Source organism: Pseudomonas sp. GLN_2 (assembly GCF_043106005.1).
In the GTDB taxonomy this organism is placed as follows: Bacteria; Pseudomonadota; Gammaproteobacteria; order Pseudomonadales; family Pseudomonadaceae; genus Aquipseudomonas; species Aquipseudomonas alloputida.
In genome coordinates, this window is sequence record NZ_JBICMC010000059.1 from 1 (window position 1) to 16,506 (window position 16,506).

Sequence of the window (16,506 nt, forward strand, 5' to 3'; positions counted from 1 at the left end):
GCAGCCCTTTCGCGACACAAGGCCGCTCCCACAGAGACCGCGTCAGGTTTTAGATGTGATGGCAGAGCCGCCGCATGATCATCGCTCCTCTTCCTTCCACGGCGCCTGCAGGTACCGCGTCCGGTTGAAGGTTTCCAGCCACTCGGGGCAAAACACCACCAGCGCACTGATCACCATGCCGTTGATGAACGCCTCGGGGAACATCATCAGCCACAGGTAGCCCACAAAGTCGCTGAGCCACTCCGGCAGGGCAAAACGCCCGTCCAGCCACAACACCCCTAGCGCTGCGGGGACGCAAACCAGGACGGTCAGCGCTGCCGGGAAGAACCCCGAACAGAAGATATAAACGAACAGGTTTCGCGGCTGGGCGCGCTCGACCACTATCGCGCACACCTCGGTAATCAGCACCGGCAAACCAATCAGCAACAAGCCGTTCACCCCCAACGCCGCCAGGTCTTGTCGCCCAAGCGCCAGCAAGCCGAGCTGGGCCATGAACCCACCCAGCACCGCCAGCGGCCAGTCCAGCAACAGGGTGACCGCCGTCATGCCAATAAAGTGGTACGACACCCCGGTATCAAAGTCGCGCCGCACCAGCCACAGCGCAAACAGGCAGAACACCGTGCCAAACAGCAAATGCTGGCGGCGCCGGTCGGTAAACAGTTCCACCCAGCGAACCCGGCTCACCGCCCAGATCAACAACGGCACATAACCCAGCCAGCCAAGGGTAAGGGTGGTGCCGGATAACACCTGCGCGCTGATCACCTGAACAATACCCTTTGCGGCCATGTGGATAAAACCGAGTCTACACCCATTCTCCCATTCCTTCGGCTGCGGTAGGCTGACGCTTCCATTCGATGCAGGAAGCATTGGTCATGCTGGAAGGAACCAACCCCGCCCTGCTACTGGCAGCGGCACTCAACGCCATCATCGGCATACTTCACCTGGCCATCATCGCCGTGGGGCCGCGTTGGTACCGTTTGTTCGGGGCCGGTGAGCGCATGGCGGTGGCCGCCGAAAAGGGCCGCTGCTACCCGGCGCTGATCACCGCCGCTATCGCCTGCGTGTTGCTGGCCTGGTCGGCCTATGCGCTGTCGGCTGCCGGGGCGATCGGGCGGCTGCCCTTGCTGCTGCCAGTCATTTGCCTGATCACCCTGGTGTACTTGCTACGCGGTCTGCTGGGGCCAGGATTGCTGGCGGGCACCGGGCGTTCGCAGCGTTTTATCGTGGTCAGTTCGCTGATCTGCCTGGGCTTTGGCGTGGTGCATCTGGTCGGGCTGGTGCAGCAGTGGCCGGTGCTGGGCTGATTTTCACGCTTAAACAGCATCTTACCGTCATCGATTAGCGGCTAAGCTTGTCTGCATGGATGACTCAGACTACCTGCGCCTGCTTACCATCCAGGCCGAACAAGCCAATGCCTTTCTCTCCAACGCCCGTAAGTGGGAGCGGGAGCGTTGGGTGTGCCAGCGCCTGTTACAGGGGCTGAACATCCCCTACCGCAGCGAGGACTTCACACCGGCGGGGCAGGAGCCACCAGACGTGCTGTTCCGCGACGCCGCCTTCGAGGTGTTTTTCGTGCTCGACGAGGGCCGCCGGCTGAACGATGAATGGCGCGAGGAGCTGCAGCGGCGGCGCAGTGCGTTTTCCCTGGCGCAGTTGGTACGCCGCGAAGCACGCCCACGGCGCATCAGTGCCACCGAACTGCTGGGGCGCCTGGCGCCCACCTTGCGCAAGAAGGCGCACAATTACCGGGAACGCGGGCTGGAGCTGAACGAGCTGGACATCATCGCGTTCTCCAGCCTCAAGCGCGAAGTGCTCGACCTCAACACCCACTTCCCGCCGCCTACCGAATACCTGCGCCAGGGCTGGCGTTCGTTGTCGCTGGTTGGGCCAACCTTTGCCCGGGTACTGTTTGCCCACCCCGATGCGCCGGATTTCCTGCGCGGCAACCTGGGCCGCAGTATCGTCTTCGACGTAGGCATCAGTCTTTGATCCAGTGCAGCGACTGTTTGCGATGGCGTACACTCGGCGTCAGGGATAGAAAGCATTATCATTTGTTTCAAGCGCCTGCGCGAACGCTGTAGCGTTTGCGCAGTCACAAACGTCTACCTGACGAGGCCCACCATGACCAGCCGCCTGAACCCGGAAGATCAGCGTCGTGTCGATGAGTATCTGCGAGCCCCCCAGCACCAAGTCGAGCGCAGGCCCTTCCGGCCGTGGCTGCTCCTTGTGCTGGTGCTGGCCGTGACCATCGGGTTGGGTCTCATCAGCCGCCTGCTGAGTGGACTGGTGCTATGAGCTGCTTCGCGCTCGCCCTCCCCTCATGCAGTTTGCGGCCGGCCCCCAGGGCCACGAATTCCGTAAACCTTATGAGATATTCCCATGACTCATCGCATCGTGATTGTCGGCGGCGGCGCCGGCGGCCTGGAACTGGCGACCCGCCTGGGTAAAAGCCTGGGCAAGCGCAAGCAGGCCGAAATCACCCTGGTCGACACCAACCTCACGCACATCTGGAAGCCACTGCTGCACGAAGTGGCCGCCGGCTCGCTGAACTCCTCGGAAGACGAACTGAACTACGTGGCTCAGGCCAAGTGGAACCACTTCAATTTCCAGCTGGGGCGCATGAGCGGCCTGGACCGTGAAGGCAAGCAGATTCAACTGGCTGCCACCCTCGACGAAGAGGGCCGCGAGCTGCTGCCTGCGCGCACCCTGGGCTACGATACCCTGGTGATTGCCGTGGGCTCCAACACCAACGACTTCGGCACCCTGGGCGCAGCGCAGCACTGCCTGTTCCTGGATACCCGCAAGCAGGCCGAGCGTTTCCACCAGCAACTGCTGAATCACTACCTGCGTGCCCACGCCGGCGACGTGGCCAGCGAAAAAATCAGCGTGGCCATTGTCGGCGCCGGTGCCACCGGTGTAGAGCTGGCGGCCGAGCTGCACCACGCTGCCCACGAGCTGGCGGCCTATGGCCTGGACCGCATCCAGCCCAAGGACATGCACATCACCCTTATCGAGGCGGGCCCGCGCGTTCTGCCGGCGCTGCCAGAGCGCATCAGCGTACCGGTTCACAAAACCCTGGAAAAACTCGGGGTGAAGGTGATGACCAACGCCGCGGTCAGTGAAGTGACCGAGGACGGCCTGAAAACCAAGGACGGTGAAGTGATCCAGGCCAGCCTGAAAGTGTGGGCAGCCGGTATCCGGGCGCCAGGTTTCCTCAAGGACATCGATGGCCTGGAAACCAACCGCATCAACCAGCTGGTCGTGCGCCCTACCCTGCAAACCACCCGCGACGACAACATCTTCGCCTTCGGTGACTGCGCCGCCTGCCCGCAACCTGGCAGCGATCGTAACGTGCCGCCGCGCGCACAGGCGGCGCACCAGCAGGCTTCGATGCTGGCGCAAAGCCTGAAGGCGCGCCTGGAGAACAAGGCCCTGCCGACGTACGAGTACAAGGACTATGGCTCGCTGGTGTCGCTGTCGCGCTTCTCGGCGGTGGGCAACCTGATGGGTAACCTGATGGGCAGCGTGAAGCTGGAAGGCTGGCTGGCGCGGATGTTCTATGTGTCGCTGTACCGCATGCACCAGATGGCGCTGTACGGGTTCTTCCGCACAGCGTTGATGATGCTGGGCAGCAAGATTGGCCGGGGTACCGAGCCGCGCCTGAAGTTGCACTAACAGGCGCCCCCATGCCCTGTAGGCGCGGGTTTACCTGTGAATGCGATGGTGGCTGCACTGCCGCATTCGCGGGTGAACCCGCTCCTACAAAGGGGCGGTGTGGCAAATAGATGCAGGTGGGATTGCGCCGATGGGCGCATTTTTCAAGGCAAAAGAAAAAGGGCATCTCATGCGAGATGCCCTTTGTTCATGGTGGGTCGTGTAGGATTCGAACCTACGACCAATTGGTTAAAAGCCAACTGCTCTACCAACTGAGCTAACGACCCAAAAATGGTCGGGGTGAGGGGATTCGAACTCCTGACATCCTGCTCCCAAAGCAGGCGCGCTACCGGACTGCGCTACACCCCGAGTGTTTCAAAAAAAAGGGCATCTCTTTGAGATGCCCTTTTCTACATGGTGGGTCGTGTAGGATTCGAACCTACGACCAATTGGTTAAAAGCCAACTGCTCTACCAACTGAGCTAACGACCCTGAAAATGGTCGGGGTGAGGGGATTCGAACTCCTGACATCCTGCTCCCAAAGCAGGCGCGCTACCGGACTGCGCTACACCCCGAGATTGGCTCCGCGACCTGGACTCGAACCAGGGACCCAATGATTAACAGTCATTTGCTCTACCGACTGAGCTATCGCGGAACTGAACTTCGGTACAACTCCGAAGACTGTGTTCGCCTCGGACTCTTTGGCTTCTTCGCTTTCGCGTTGTCGCTGCTGAGGCCGGCTATTCTACATTCTTCGTTTTGCTTGTCAACCACTTTTTTTCATTCAACTTACTGATTTGTAAGTTGTTTTGCGATCACTGATGTTGCTGGTGATTCGCTTAGTGCCTGACAACGCGGCGTATATTAGGGGCACTCTAAATTTGATGCAAGCAAAAATTTCAAAAATTTCAGGCGGTTACCCCGGATTGGCGCAAAGGCCCGAAATAGCTGGGCTGTGCCGGCATTGGCAACAGGCAAAAAAAGCCCCGCAAACGCGGGGCTCATGGTGCAACACAATCAGCCAAAGACGATTTCGTCGCCTTCCACCTTGGCGGTGATCGCCGTACCGGGCAGGAACTTGCCGGCCAAAATCAGCTGCGCCAGCGGGTTCTCGATCCAGCGCTGGATCGCCCGCTTCAGCGGCCGCGCGCCGTACACCGGGTCGTAACCCACGGCAATCAGCTTGTCCAACGCCTCTGGGCTCAGGCTCAACGACAGTTCGCGCTCCAGCAGGCGGCTGCGCAGGCGGCCGAGCTGGATTTCGGTAATACCGGCAATCTGCTCGCGGCCCAAAGGCTCGAACACCACCACTTCGTCGATGCGGTTGATGAACTCCGGACGGAAGTGCGCCCCCACCGCATCCATCACTGCCGCACGCTGTGCCTCGCGGTCACCCACCAGTTCCTGAATCTGCGCAGAGCCCAGGTTGGAAGTCATCACGATCACGGTGTTGCGGAAGTCCACGGTGCGCCCGTGGCTGTCGGTCAGGCGGCCGTCTTCCAGCACCTGCAACAGCACGTTGAACACATCCGGGTGGGCTTTTTCCACCTCGTCCAGCAGCACCACCGAGTAAGGCTTGCGCCGCACGGCCTCGGTCAGGTAACCGCCCTCTTCATACCCGACATAGCCTGGCGGTGCACCGATCAGGCGCGCTACGGAGTGCTTCTCCATGAATTCGGACATGTCGATGCGCACCATCGCCTCTTCGGTGTCGAACAGGAACTCAGCCAGCGCCTTGCACAGTTCGGTCTTGCCCACACCGGTCGGGCCGAGGAACAGGAACGAACCACTTGGCCGGTTCGGGTCGGACAGCCCGGCACGTGAGCGGCGCACGGCGTTGGCTACGGCGGTTACCGCCTCGCTCTGGCCAATCACCCGCTGGTGCAGCAGCTCTTCCATCTTCAGCAGCTTCTCACGCTCGCCTTCGAGCATCTTGGCCACAGGAATGCCGGTCCACTTCGACACCACTTCGGCAATTTCTTCCTCGGTGACTTTGTTGCGCAGCAACTGGTTGTCGGTCTTGCCGTGCTGGTCGACCATCTGCAGGCTGCGCTCCAGGTCCGGGATCACCCCGTACTGCAGTTCGGCCATGCGGTTCAGGTCGCCTTTGCGACGGGCGGCTTCCAGCTCTTGGCGAGACTGCTCGATCTTTTGCTGGATCTGCGCCGAGCCCTGCACTTCAGCTTTCTCCGAAGCCCAGATTTCTTCCAGATCGGAATACTCACGCTCCAGCCGCTCGATTTCTTCGGTCAGCTTCTCCAGGCGCTTTTTCGCCGCTTCGTCTTCTTCTTTCTTCAGCGCCTGCGACTCCACCTTCAGCTGGATCAGGCGGCGATCAAGGCGGTCGAGCACTTCCGGCTTGGAGTCAATCTCCATGCGGATGCGGCTGGCCGCTTCGTCGATCAGGTCAATGGCCTTGTCCGGCAGCTGGCGGTCGGTGATGTAGCGATGGCTGAGCTTGGCCGCAGCGATGATTGCACCGTCGGTGATGGCCACCTTGTGGTGCACTTCATAGCGCTCTTTCAGGCCACGCAGGATGGCGATGGTGTCTTCCTCGCTCGGCTCCTCGACCAGCACTTTCTGGAAACGGCGCTCCAGGGCGGCGTCCTTTTCGATGAACTGGCGGTACTCGTTCAGCGTGGTGGCACCTACGCAATGCAGCTCGCCGCGGGCCAGGGCCGGCTTGAGCATGTTGCCGGCGTCCATGGCGCCCTCGCCTTTGCCGGCGCCGACCATGGTGTGCAGTTCGTCGATGAACAGGATGATCTGGCCTTCCTGCTTGGACAGTTCGTTCAGCAGGCTTTTCAAGCGCTCTTCGAACTCACCGCGGTACTTGGCACCGGCAATCAGCGCGCCCATGTCCAGCGCCAACAGGCGCTTGCCTTTGAGGCCGTCGGGCACTTCACCATTGATGATGCGCTGGGCCAGGCCTTCGGCGATGGCGGTTTTACCCACGCCAGGCTCACCGATCAGCACCGGGTTGTTCTTGGTACGGCGTTGCAGCACCTGCACGGTACGGCGGATTTCATCGTCACGGCCAATGACCGGGTCCAGCTTGCCCTCCTCGGCACGCTTGGTCAGGTCGACGGTGTATTTGTCCAGCGCCTGGCGCGACTCCTCGGCGTTGGCGTCATTCACTGCCGCGCCGCCACGCAGGTTGTTGATGGCATTTTCCAGCGCTTTCTTGCTCACGCCCTGGCTCAGCAGCAGCTTGCCGAGCTTGCTGTTTTCGTCCATGGCGGCCAACAGCACCAGCTCGCTGGAAATGAACTGGTCGCCCTTCTGCTGTGCCAGGCGGTCTGCCTGGTTAAGCAGGCGTGCCAAGTCCTGCGACATGTTCACGTCGCCGGTAGGGTTCTGTATTTTTGGCAGTTGGTCGAGCTCTTTCACCAGCCCCTGGCGCAGGCCATTGATGTCGAAGCCTACCTGCATCAGCAGCGGTTTGATGGAGCCGCCCTGCTGTTCGAGCAGCGCCTGTAACAGGTGCACGGGCTCGATGGCAGGGTGGTCCATGCCAACGGCCAAAGACTGGGCATCGGATATTGCAAGTTGCAGCTTGCTGGTTAAACGGTCTATTCGCATGGTGTACCTTCCTTTAAAGGGCAGGTCGGAGCGATGGACAGCGCCTGTTTATAAAGAAACCTGCCTGAGATGACTTTATAGATAAGGCTGATTCTGGAAGATTCAAGCGTAGCGGGGTTGACCAAAGTCAACCTGTTGGATTAATGGGGGGCCATTCGCGGGCATACTCGCCCCCACAGGTACACCACCGGTTTCAACGTTTGCGGAATCTCTGTGGGAGCGGGCGTGCTGGCGAAGAGGCCGGTACAGGCTAGCGCGGGTCCAGCCAGACCAACGATGCAAAACGCCCACCCTGCGGGGTACGGCGATAGGAGAAGAACCGCGCATCACTGACCGTGCACGAACCACCGCCATACACAGCAGTCACGCCACGGGCAGCCAGGCGAATACGCGCCAGCTCATAGATATCCGCCAACAGCTTGCCTGGCCGTTCGCCGTCGACGAATGCCCGAGCTGCTTGCGGGTGCACGGCGGTAAAGGCATCACGCACTTCCAGCCCCACTTCGAACGCTTGCGGGCCGATGGCAGGCCCCAACCACACCAGCACCTCTTCTGGCGGCAGCGCCAGCCGGTCCAGCGTGGCTTCCAGCACGCCACCCGCCAGCCCGCGCCAGCCCGCATGTGCCGCCGCCACGCGGGTGCCGGCACGGTCGCAGAACAGCGCAGGCAGGCAATCGGCGGTCATCACGGTGCAGGCAATGCCAGGCTGGTGGGTCCAGCTGGCATCGGCCTCGGCGACCACCGCCGGGTCGGCATCCGCCACCACCCGCCCATGCACCTGCTTGAGCCAGGCCGGTTGGATGGTGAACTGTTCGCTCAGGCGGCGGCGGTTCTCGGCAACCGCGGCAGGGTCATCCCCAACATGGTCGCCGAGGTTGAAGGTTTCGTAAGGCGGTAAGCTGACGCCGCCCTGACGGGTGGTGACACAGGCGCGCACCGAGGCCGGGGCCGGCCAGTCGGGGAACAGCAACGCCTGCGTCAGGTCACTCATCCGATGAAGCTCTCGCGGTCCTGGTTCAGCAGCGACAGCAACCAGACGAAGTCATCCGGCAGTGGCGATTCCCACTTCATGACTTCACCGGTAATCGGGTGGGCCAAGGCGAGGAAACGCGCATGCAGCGCCTGGCGCGGGAAGGTCTTGACCGCCTCGACCATGGTCGGGCTGGCAGCGGGCGGAATACGGAAGCGCCCGCCGTACGTCTGGTCGCCAACCAGCGGGAAACCCACGTGGGCCATGTGCACGCGAATCTGGTGGGTACGGCCGGTTTCCAGCTTGACCCGCACATGGGTGTGCGAGCGGAAGCGCTTGAGTACGCGGTAGTGGCTGACCGCCGGCTTGCCGCCGTCGGTTACAGCCATGCGCTGGCGCATGCCGCCGTGACGGCCGATGGGCGCGTCGATCTTGCCACCGGCAGTCACCACGCCAATCACGATGCACTCGTAGATACGGCTGACCTTGCGGGCCTGCATCTGCTCGACCAGCTTGGTCTGCGCCTGCAGGGTCTTGGCCACCACCATCAGGCCGGTGGTGTCCTTGTCCAGGCGGTGCACGATACCGGCGCGCGGCACGTTGACGATGTCTGGCACATGGTGCAGCAGCGCGTTGAGCAGGGTGCCGCTGGCATGCCCGGCCGCCGGGTGCACAACCAGCCCGGCAGGCTTGTTGATCACCAGGATGTGGTCGTCTTCGTAGACGATATCCAGTTCGATATCTTCTGCGATCCACTCGCCCTGGGCCTCTTGTTCGGCCTCCAGGGCAAGCAGAGAGCCGCCATGAACAAGGTCGCGAGGGCGCACGACTGCACCATCGACCGTCAGGCGGCCCTCTTTGATCCACGAAGTTAGCCGCGAACGCGAGTACTCGGCGAACAATTGGGCGGCGACCTGGTCGAGGCGTTGGCCGCCCAGTTCGGACGGTACCTCTGCGCTAAGTTGAATGATCTCGGACATGCTCGATTCGGCGGGCGCACAGCCTTTGGTTTCGGCTGCGAGCTTGTGGTTAAATACGGCTTCTTTTGTCCCGGGGTTGGCCGGGGCGCTCATCATAACAGGACGGCACCGCCCAAGACAGCGGCCGTCAAAGGGACGCAAGCCGCCATGCAAGTGAAACACCTGCTGCTGATCGCCATCCTCGGGCTTACCGCGGCCTGTTCCTCTAATAAAGAGGTCATTGACGAGAACCTCAGCGAGGCCGAACTGTACCAGCAGGCCCAGGCTGATCTGGACAACTCCAGCTACACCAGCGCCGTGAACAAGCTCAAGGCCCTGGAGTCGCGCTACCCGTTCGGCCGCTATGCCGATCAGGCGCAGCTCGAGCTGATCTACGCCAACTACAAGAATGCCGAGCCCGAGGCCGCCAAGTCGGCCGCCGAGCGCTTCATCCGCCTGCACCCGCAGCACCCGAACGTCGATTACGCCTACTACCTCAAGGGCCTGACCTCGTTCGACCAGGACCGTGGCCTGCTGGCGCGCTTCCTGCCGCTGGACATGACCAAACGCGACCCGGGTGCCGCCCGCGACTCGTACAACGAGTTCGCCCAGCTGACCAGCCGCTTCCCCAACAGCCGCTACGCGCCAGACGCCAAGCAGCGCATGATCTACCTGCGCAACCTGCTGGCTTCGTACGAAATCCACGTGGCCGACTACTACCTGAGCCGCCAGGCTTATGTAGCGGCTGCCAACCGTGGCCGCTACGTGGTCGAAAACTTCCAGGAAACCCCGTCTGTCGGTGACGGCCTGGCGGTGATGGTCGAGTCGTACCAGAAGCTGCACCTGGACGAACTGGCCGCCACGAGCCTGGAAACCCTCAAGCTCAACTACCCGGACCACCCGAGCCTGGTCGATGGCGAGTTCCAGCCCAAGCAGACCGAGTCTGACGGCCGCGGCTGGCTGTCCAAGGCCACCTTGGGCCTGATCGAAACCGATACCCCGCTGCCGCCAGGCGAAACCCGCGCCAACCAGGACGTGGTCAAGCAGTTCCAGGACGCGCGCGACGAGATGCCGCGAGAGCTGCTGCCTAAAGACGAGAACGGCGACCCGATCGTGCCAGAAGGCCCGAAAGAAGCCGAGAAAGACCGTTCCTGGTTCAGCTACATGACCTTTGGTCTGTTCGACTGACCTTCAGCGGTGAATGAAAGGGAGGCCTTGGGCCTCCCTTTTTTATTGGCCGCGTCCTAGACTGTTGGCTTCTTCAATCGACAAGCTGGACACCATGGTTCGCCTACTTTTCTGGATCGCCCTGATCGCCGCCGCGTTCTGGCTGTGGCGCAAGTACAAAGTCAGCCAGCAGTCGCACCCCGAGGCGAAGCTGGATGCGCCGCTGAAGATGGTGCGCTGTGCCCATTGCGGCGTGCACCTGCCCAACGACCGGGCGCTGCAGCAGGGTAATGAGTGGTATTGCAGCCAGGCCCACCTGCAGCAGGGCCCTGGCCACCAAGGCTGAACACGATGTCTGTTCAATCCTGAAACCCATTCGAAATCTGTGGGAGCGGGCTTGCCCGCGAAGCAGGCACCACGGTGTATGGCACCGGCTTCGCCGGTGTTCGCGGGCACGCCCGCTCCCACAGTTTTTATCTGCAATTTCGTGTTCCACATATCCCTCCCCGACCCTTTCACACCATTTACGACCCCTCCCCACCGCCAGCATTGACCCATCCGGCCAAAGTTCGCTAAATCCTATTTATCCGCATAAATATGAAAAATAGCGAAATGCTCAAACCCAAACGCAAGCGCCAGAAGCTGTCCGATGTCATCGTCGAATCAGTCAAGCGCTCGATCGTCACCGAAGCGCTGCACCCCGGCGACCGCCTGCCCACCGAGCGTGAACTGATGGAGCATTTCGAATGTTCCAAGGGCACCGCCCGCGAAGCGCTCAAGGCGCTCGAAGTCGAAGGCCTGGTCAGCACCCGCACCGGCCCGACCGGGGGCGCCTACCTGAACGAAGTGGGCACCGAGCCAGCCAGCCGCGCGCTGCGCAACTACCTGCATTTCCAGCACCTGGACGGCGAACAGGTGTACCAGCTGCGCAAAGTCATCGAGGTAGAACTGGCGGTGTCGGTGATGGGCAAGCTGAGCGAGGCCGATTATGCCGCGCTGCAGGCCAACATCGACTTCTGCAGCGCGCCGGAAGACAGCGAAGAAGGCCAGCGTGAGCAGCGCTTGGCGGAGCTTGAATTCCACACCCTGCTGGCCGACCGCTGCCCCAACCCGTTGCTGCGTTTCATGGCGGTGTTCCTCAACGACCTGCTGCGCGACCTGGTGGTGCTGAAAAAGGCCTACCTGCCCAAGCGCCAGCAGTTCGCCGCCGCCAACATCGGCTACCACAAGCAACTGCTGACCGCCTTGCGCGCCAGCGACGAACCCGCCGTACGCCGGCTGATGCACGAACACATGTGCGACGCCGAGCACCACATGACCGCGCTGGAAGGCGAGGTTGCCCGTAACTTCCTGCTGGAGTTCGATCACCACCACTGATGCGCCTGTAAAGAGGCCTGCACACAGGCCCGGCCGTACCCGCTTTGTCATTGCCACTCCTGCCTAATAACCACAAACAAGGAGTTACTCATGCAAAGACGTACCCTGCTCAAGGCAGGCCTTGCCCTGGGTGCCTTAGGTAGCCTCCCCTTGGGGGCACACCGGGCATTCGCCGACCAACCGCTGACCTTCTATGGGCTCAAGTCCATGTCGGGCGCCTTCGCCAGCTACGGCAAGTACGCCGACATGGGCTCGCGCCTGGCCATCGCCGAGCACCCGCAGTTGCTCGGCCACCCGCTCAAGTACAAAGTCATCGACACCGAAGGCAACGCCGGCAAGGCGGTGCGCAAGGTGCAGGAAGCCATCGGCCAGGATGGCGCACGCTTCTTCCAGGGGTGCACCCTGTCGTCTTCGGCACTGGCGGTGTCCAAGGAAATCCACAAAGCCGGCGGCGTGTTCATGACGCCTGTGGGCGCCGATGAAATCACCGGCAAGGACTGCAATGCCTCAACCTTCCGCTGGTCGGTGCCCACCTATGGTGCCATCCGCGAAACCCTGGTGCCGATGAGCCGCCAGCTGCCCCAGGCCAAGCGCTGGTACACCATCACCCCGCAATACGTATTCGGCGATGCCCTGCTGGACAACGCCCGCAAAGTGTTCGCCGAGCTCGGCGTGGAACACATCGGCAACAGCTACCACTCGCTGCAGGAGCAGGAATTTTCCGGCTACCTGACCAACGCCATCGCCGCCAAGCCCGACGTGCTGGTGCTGCTCAACTTCGGTAGCCAGGCCTCCAACGCCCTGCGCCAGGCGGTCAACTTCGGCATCAAGGACCGCATGAAAGTGCTGATGGTGTGGTCTGCCGGCCTCGACCAGTTCCAGGAGCTGGGCAGCGACGTGCTCGAGGGCGTGTACCTGGGTGCGCAGTACTGGCACCAGGTCGACACCCCGCTGAACAAACAGTTGGTCGCCGCCACCCGCAAGGCCTATGGCATCAACCCCAACTACCCGCTGGCCGCCGACTACATCGGCACCAAGGTGATGCTCGAGGCCATCGTCAAGGCCGGCAGCCTGGACGGGGCCGCCGTGTCTGCGGCATTGCAGGGCATGCGCTTCCAGGGCCCGACCGGCGAAGAACTGATCCGCCCGGGTGACCACCAGGTGCTCAAGGATTACTACCTGCTGCGCGGCAAGCCCCAGGGGCAGATGCGCGACGAGGACGACCTGGCCGAAGTCATCAGTTCGGGCCGCTCGTTCGTCGAGGTCGATCACACCGGTTGCGCCCTGGCCTGAAGCTGCGGCGTTAGTCACAAACACCTGTACAGGCAGCCGCCCGGCGCGCTGTCGAGGGCACGCTCATGCTCGATTTGTACCTGTTCCAACTGCTCAACGGCCTGGGCCTGGGGATGATCTACTTCCTCATCGCCGTAGGCCTGACGATCATTTTCGGCCTCCTCAACTTCGTCAACTTCGCCCACGGCGCGTTTTTCTTGCTGGGCGCCTACCTGTGCTACACCGCCGTGGCCGTCACCGGCAACTTCTGGCTCGCGCTGCTGATTGCGCCACTGGTGGTGGCCGCGCTGGCCTGGGCGGTCGAGCGCCTGTTGATCAAACGCATCTACCACCTGCCGCACACCTTCCAGATCCTCGTCACCCTCGGCATCGCGCTGATCATCCAGGAAGCGTCGGTGCTGATCTGGGGCCCGGTGGGCAAGAACATTGCCGTGCCACCTGAACTGCGCGGGGTGCTGATACTCGGCGACTTCATCTACCCCTACTACCGCTTGTTCCTGATCGGCTTCGCGGCGCTGATCGGTATTGGCCTGTGGCTGCTGCTGGAACGCACCCGTTTCGGCGCACTGGTGCGGGCCGGTAGCGAAAGCACCGAAACCGTGTCGCTGTTGGGCACCAACATTTTCCGCCTGTTCTCCCTGACATTCGCCCTGGGCGTGGGCCTGGCAGGTGTGGCGGGTGTGCTGTTTGCGCCGCTACGGGGCGCCCAGCCCTTCGTCGGCCCGGAAATCCTCGGCATTGCCTTCGTGGTGGTGGTGATTGGCGGCATGGGGTCGTTCGGCGGGGCGCTGGTTGGCGGCCTGCTGGTGGGTGTGGTGCAAAGCATGATGACCAGTCTCTGGCCGCAAGGCGCCAGCCTGATGATCTATGGCGCCATGGCAGCAGTGATTCTGGTCCGTCCCTACGGCCTGTTCGGGAGAGCCTGAGATGAGCGAGAAAAACCCATTGCCAGTCGCCAAGGGCCGCGCCCCGGCGCTGCTGTCGCTGGTAGTTGCCAGCCTGGTGGCGCTGCCGCTGTTGCTGCCCTCGGCCACCCTGGCCACCGAGATCCTGATCTTTGCCATGGCCGCACTGGCCTGCAACCTGCTACTCGGCTACACCGGACTGCTGTCGTTCGGCCAGGGCATCTTCTTTGGCGTGGGCGCCTATGGCGCAGCGCTGCTGATGATCCACCTGCAGTGGGGCATGTTCGCCGCGCTGCTTGGCGCAGCTGTGTTCGGCGCCTTCCTCGCGCTGCTGGTGGGCGCACTGGCGATCCGTCGCACGGGCATCTACTTCGTCATGCTGACCCTGGCCTTCAGCCAGATGGCCTACTTCCTGGCCTATACCCTCAGCGGCTGGACCGGCGGTGACAACGGCCTGCTTGATGTGCCACGGCCGAATATCGAAATCGCCGGCCATGTGCTGGTCGACCTGGCCGATCCGCGGCACTTCTATGTGTTCGTCGCGGTGCTGTTCCTGTTGATCTTCGCCGCAGCCCTGCGGGTGATCCGTTCGCCATTCGGCAGCACCCTGCTGGCTATCCGTGAGAACGAGACCCGCGCCGCCGCCATCGGCTACGACACCCGCCATTTCAAGATTCTGGTGTTCATGCTGTCGGGCGCCATCACCGGCATCGCCGGGGCGCTGTACGCCATGCTGCTGCACTTTGCGCCGCTGTCGAACATCGACCTGATGATGAGCGAGAACATCCTGATCATGACCATCGTCGGCGGCACCGGCTCACTGTTCGGCTCGCTGCTGGGGGCCGGCGCCATCGTGCTGCTGGGTGACGTGCTGTCGGAACTTTGGCCACGCTGGCTGATGCTGCTGGGGGTGATCCTGATTCTGGTGGTGGTGTTCATGCGTGGCGGCCTGTGGGGTGGCCTGACCGAACTGGGCAAGCGCCTGCTGGCCACCCGCAATGCCGATGACAAACCCCAGGCCAAGACCAAGGAGACCCTGTGATGAGCGACTACCTCCTGGAAACCCGCCAACTGGAGCTGGCCTACGGGCCGTTCAAGGCGGTCGCGGGCGTTGACCTCAAAGTGCGCGCCGGCACCATCCACACCATTATCGGCCCCAACGGCGCCGGCAAGACCAGCCTGTTCCACTGCCTGACCGGCGAACGTCAGGCCACTGCCGGCAAGATCCTGTTCAATGGCCAGGACATCATTCGTAAGCCGTCCCACGGGCGCGTGGCGCTTGGCATGGCGCGCTCGTTTCAGCTCACCAGCCTGTTCCAGAACCTTTCCGTGCGCGAGAACCTGCGCCTGGCCGCCCAGGGCCGTGATGGCCTGGGCGCGCTGAACTTTTGGCGCAGCGTCGAGCACAAGCGCAGCCACTGGAACACCGCCGACCAGGTGCTGGAGCGCCTGAAGCTGAGCGCCCGTGCCGAAACCCTGGCGGGCGAGCTGTCGCACGGCCAGCAAAGGGTGCTGGAAGTGGGCATGTCGATCTGCGCCAAGCCCACCCTGCTGATGCTCGACGAACCCACTTCGGGCATGGGCATCGACGACATCCCGGTGATGACCGACCTGATCAGCGACCTTGGGCGCGACCATACCGTGCTGCTGATCGAGCACAACATGAGCATTGTCATGTCGATCAGCCAGCGCATCACGGTGATGAGTCACGGCCAGATCCTGGTCGAGGGTACCCCTGAACAGGTGCGCAACGACGAGCGCGTACGCACCGCCTACCTTGGAGAGGCCGCCTGATGCTCAACGTCGATTCGATCCATTCCTACTACGACAAGAGCCATGTGCTCGAAGGTGTCTCGCTCAAGGTCGAGGCAGGCGAACTGGTAACGCTGCTGGGGCGCAACGGCGCAGGCAAGACCACCACCTTGCGCAGCATCCTTGGCATCGTCCGCCCACGGCAGGGGCAGATCAGCTTCAACGGCCAGCAGTTGGTCGGACGCGAAATTTTCGATATCGCCCGGCTCGGCATTGCTCTGGTGCCGGAACACCGCGGCATTTTCCGCCAGCTCAGCGTGGAGGAGAACCTGAAGATTGCCGTGCGCAAGACCAGCCGCTGGCAGCTGGAGGACGTGTACAGCATGTTCCCGCGCCTGAAGGAGCGGCGCCGCAACGGTGGCTTCGCCCTGTCCGGTGGCGAGCAGCAAATGTTGGCCATCGCCCGCGCCCTGCTCAACGGCCCCAAGCTGCTGATCCTCGACGAGCCCACCGAAGGCCTGGCCCCGGTGATTGTCGATGAACTGGTGAAGATCCTGCGACGGATCAAGGACGAAGGGCTGTCGATCCTGCTGGTAGAGCAGAACCTGATGGTCTGCGATGCCCTTGCTGATCGCCACTATGTGCTGGAGCAGGGCCGCGTCGCTTACCAAGGCAGTGCGGCGCAGTTCCGCGAGGACCCGAGCATCAAGAACCGTTACCTGGCCCTTAGCGCCTGACCCGACCGTGCTTACCTGTACCGGCCCTTTCGCGGATAAACCCGCGCCTACAAAGGTGTCACCACCCCCAGCGCTGCGAGCCCTTTGCAGGAGCGGGTTCTCCCGCGAATA

Annotated in this window: 16 protein-coding genes and 5 tRNA genes; 12 read left to right on the forward strand and 9 right to left on the reverse strand. The window is 62.4% G+C overall.

Features of this window, described 5'->3' with window-relative positions; genetic code table 11:
- Positions 1 to 78: 78 nt before the first annotated feature.
- On the reverse strand, positions 79 to 786 hold the full coding sequence (locus ACF8Q6_RS14525) for an energy-coupling factor ABC transporter permease (RefSeq protein WP_392490741.1): 708 nt from the start codon (positions 784 to 786) through the stop codon (positions 79 to 81).
- A gap of 86 nt (positions 787 to 872) precedes the next feature.
- On the opposite strand from ACF8Q6_RS14525, the gene ACF8Q6_RS14530 reads away from it, so the two are divergent.
- From ACF8Q6_RS14530 to ACF8Q6_RS14545, 4 genes are all read left to right on the forward strand, one after another.
- Entirely contained in the window at positions 873 to 1,304 is a 432-nt protein-coding gene (locus ACF8Q6_RS14530; protein WP_392490742.1) for a hypothetical protein, read from the forward strand.
- A gap of 55 nt (positions 1,305 to 1,359) precedes the next feature.
- Positions 1,360 to 1,989, forward strand: coding sequence for a DUF1780 domain-containing protein (locus ACF8Q6_RS14535; RefSeq protein ID WP_003247546.1), 630 nt, complete (start codon positions 1,360 to 1,362; stop codon positions 1,987 to 1,989).
- Positions 1,990 to 2,121: 132 nt separating this feature from the next.
- Positions 2,122 to 2,295, forward strand: coding sequence for a DUF3094 domain-containing protein (locus ACF8Q6_RS14540; RefSeq protein WP_008091951.1), 174 nt, complete (start codon positions 2,122 to 2,124; stop codon positions 2,293 to 2,295).
- Positions 2,296 to 2,379: 84 nt separating this feature from the next.
- Positions 2,380 to 3,675 carry an NAD(P)/FAD-dependent oxidoreductase gene (locus tag ACF8Q6_RS14545; RefSeq protein ID WP_003247549.1) on the forward strand — a complete coding sequence of 432 codons (1,296 nt, stop codon included), beginning with the start codon at positions 2,380 to 2,382 and terminating at the stop codon, positions 3,673 to 3,675.
- Positions 3,676 to 3,865: 190 nt separating this feature from the next.
- Here the strand turns inward: ACF8Q6_RS14545 and ACF8Q6_RS14550 are convergent.
- From ACF8Q6_RS14550 to rluD, 8 genes are all read right to left on the reverse strand, one after another.
- Positions 3,866 to 3,941: transfer RNA gene (locus ACF8Q6_RS14550), tRNA-Lys, on the reverse strand.
- A 5-nt stretch (positions 3,942 to 3,946) separates the two neighbouring features.
- Positions 3,947 to 4,023, reverse strand: a tRNA-Pro gene (locus ACF8Q6_RS14555).
- Positions 4,024 to 4,069: 46 nt separating this feature from the next.
- Positions 4,070 to 4,145, reverse strand: a tRNA-Lys gene (locus ACF8Q6_RS14560).
- A gap of 6 nt (positions 4,146 to 4,151) precedes the next feature.
- Positions 4,152 to 4,228 (reverse strand) — tRNA-Pro (locus ACF8Q6_RS14565).
- Positions 4,229 to 4,232: 4 nt separating this feature from the next.
- Positions 4,233 to 4,308 (reverse strand) — tRNA-Asn (locus ACF8Q6_RS14570).
- Between the two features lie 362 nt (positions 4,309 to 4,670).
- A complete protein-coding gene (gene clpB / locus ACF8Q6_RS14575) occupies positions 4,671 to 7,235 on the reverse strand; it encodes an ATP-dependent chaperone ClpB (protein ID WP_010951887.1) in 2,565 nt (854 codons plus the stop codon).
- Between the two features lie 250 nt (positions 7,236 to 7,485).
- Positions 7,486 to 8,226 carry a peptidoglycan editing factor PgeF gene (gene pgeF / locus ACF8Q6_RS14580; protein WP_392490422.1) on the reverse strand — a complete coding sequence of 247 codons (741 nt, stop codon included), beginning with the start codon at positions 8,224 to 8,226 and terminating at the stop codon, positions 7,486 to 7,488.
- Positions 8,223 to 9,185, reverse strand: coding sequence for a 23S rRNA pseudouridine(1911/1915/1917) synthase RluD (gene rluD, locus ACF8Q6_RS14585; protein ID WP_003247554.1), 963 nt, complete (start codon positions 9,183 to 9,185; stop codon positions 8,223 to 8,225). The genes pgeF and rluD overlap by 4 nt, the downstream gene beginning before the upstream one ends.
- A 147-nt stretch (positions 9,186 to 9,332) precedes the next feature.
- Here rluD and ACF8Q6_RS14590 point away from each other — a divergent pair, with 147 nt between their 5' ends.
- From ACF8Q6_RS14590 to ACF8Q6_RS14625, 8 genes are all read left to right on the forward strand, one after another.
- On the forward strand, positions 9,333 to 10,352 hold the full coding sequence (locus ACF8Q6_RS14590) for an outer membrane protein assembly factor BamD (RefSeq protein ID WP_192907582.1): 1,020 nt from the start codon (positions 9,333 to 9,335) through the stop codon (positions 10,350 to 10,352).
- 94 nt (positions 10,353 to 10,446) lie between these two features.
- Positions 10,447 to 10,677: a PP0621 family protein gene (locus ACF8Q6_RS14595; RefSeq protein WP_014589594.1), complete on the forward strand. Its 231-nt coding sequence runs from the start codon at positions 10,447 to 10,449 to the stop codon at positions 10,675 to 10,677.
- Positions 10,678 to 10,943: 266 nt separating this feature from the next.
- The gene (locus tag ACF8Q6_RS14600) at positions 10,944 to 11,708 is read left to right on the forward strand and encodes a FadR/GntR family transcriptional regulator (protein WP_010951884.1); all 765 of its coding nucleotides are present in this window, start codon (positions 10,944 to 10,946) and stop codon (positions 11,706 to 11,708) included.
- A 90-nt stretch (positions 11,709 to 11,798) separates the two neighbouring features.
- Positions 11,799 to 13,001: an ABC transporter substrate-binding protein gene (locus ACF8Q6_RS14605; protein ID WP_003247562.1), complete on the forward strand. Its 1,203-nt coding sequence runs from the start codon at positions 11,799 to 11,801 to the stop codon at positions 12,999 to 13,001.
- Between the two features lie 65 nt (positions 13,002 to 13,066).
- Entirely contained in the window at positions 13,067 to 13,927 is an 861-nt protein-coding gene (locus ACF8Q6_RS14610; RefSeq protein WP_003247565.1) for a branched-chain amino acid ABC transporter permease, read from the forward strand.
- A gap of 1 nt (position 13,928) precedes the next feature.
- Positions 13,929 to 14,948, forward strand: coding sequence for a branched-chain amino acid ABC transporter permease (locus ACF8Q6_RS14615; protein WP_003247567.1), 1,020 nt, complete (start codon positions 13,929 to 13,931; stop codon positions 14,946 to 14,948).
- The gene (locus ACF8Q6_RS14620; protein WP_012051121.1) at positions 14,948 to 15,700 is read left to right on the forward strand and encodes an ABC transporter ATP-binding protein; all 753 of its coding nucleotides are present in this window, start codon (positions 14,948 to 14,950) and stop codon (positions 15,698 to 15,700) included. Before ACF8Q6_RS14615 ends, ACF8Q6_RS14620 begins: the two co-directional genes overlap by 1 nt.
- A complete protein-coding gene (locus ACF8Q6_RS14625; protein ID WP_009683015.1) occupies positions 15,700 to 16,395 on the forward strand; it encodes an ABC transporter ATP-binding protein in 696 nt (231 codons plus the stop codon). The genes ACF8Q6_RS14620 and ACF8Q6_RS14625 overlap by 1 nt, the downstream gene beginning before the upstream one ends.
- Positions 16,396 to 16,506: the final 111 nt, after the last annotated feature.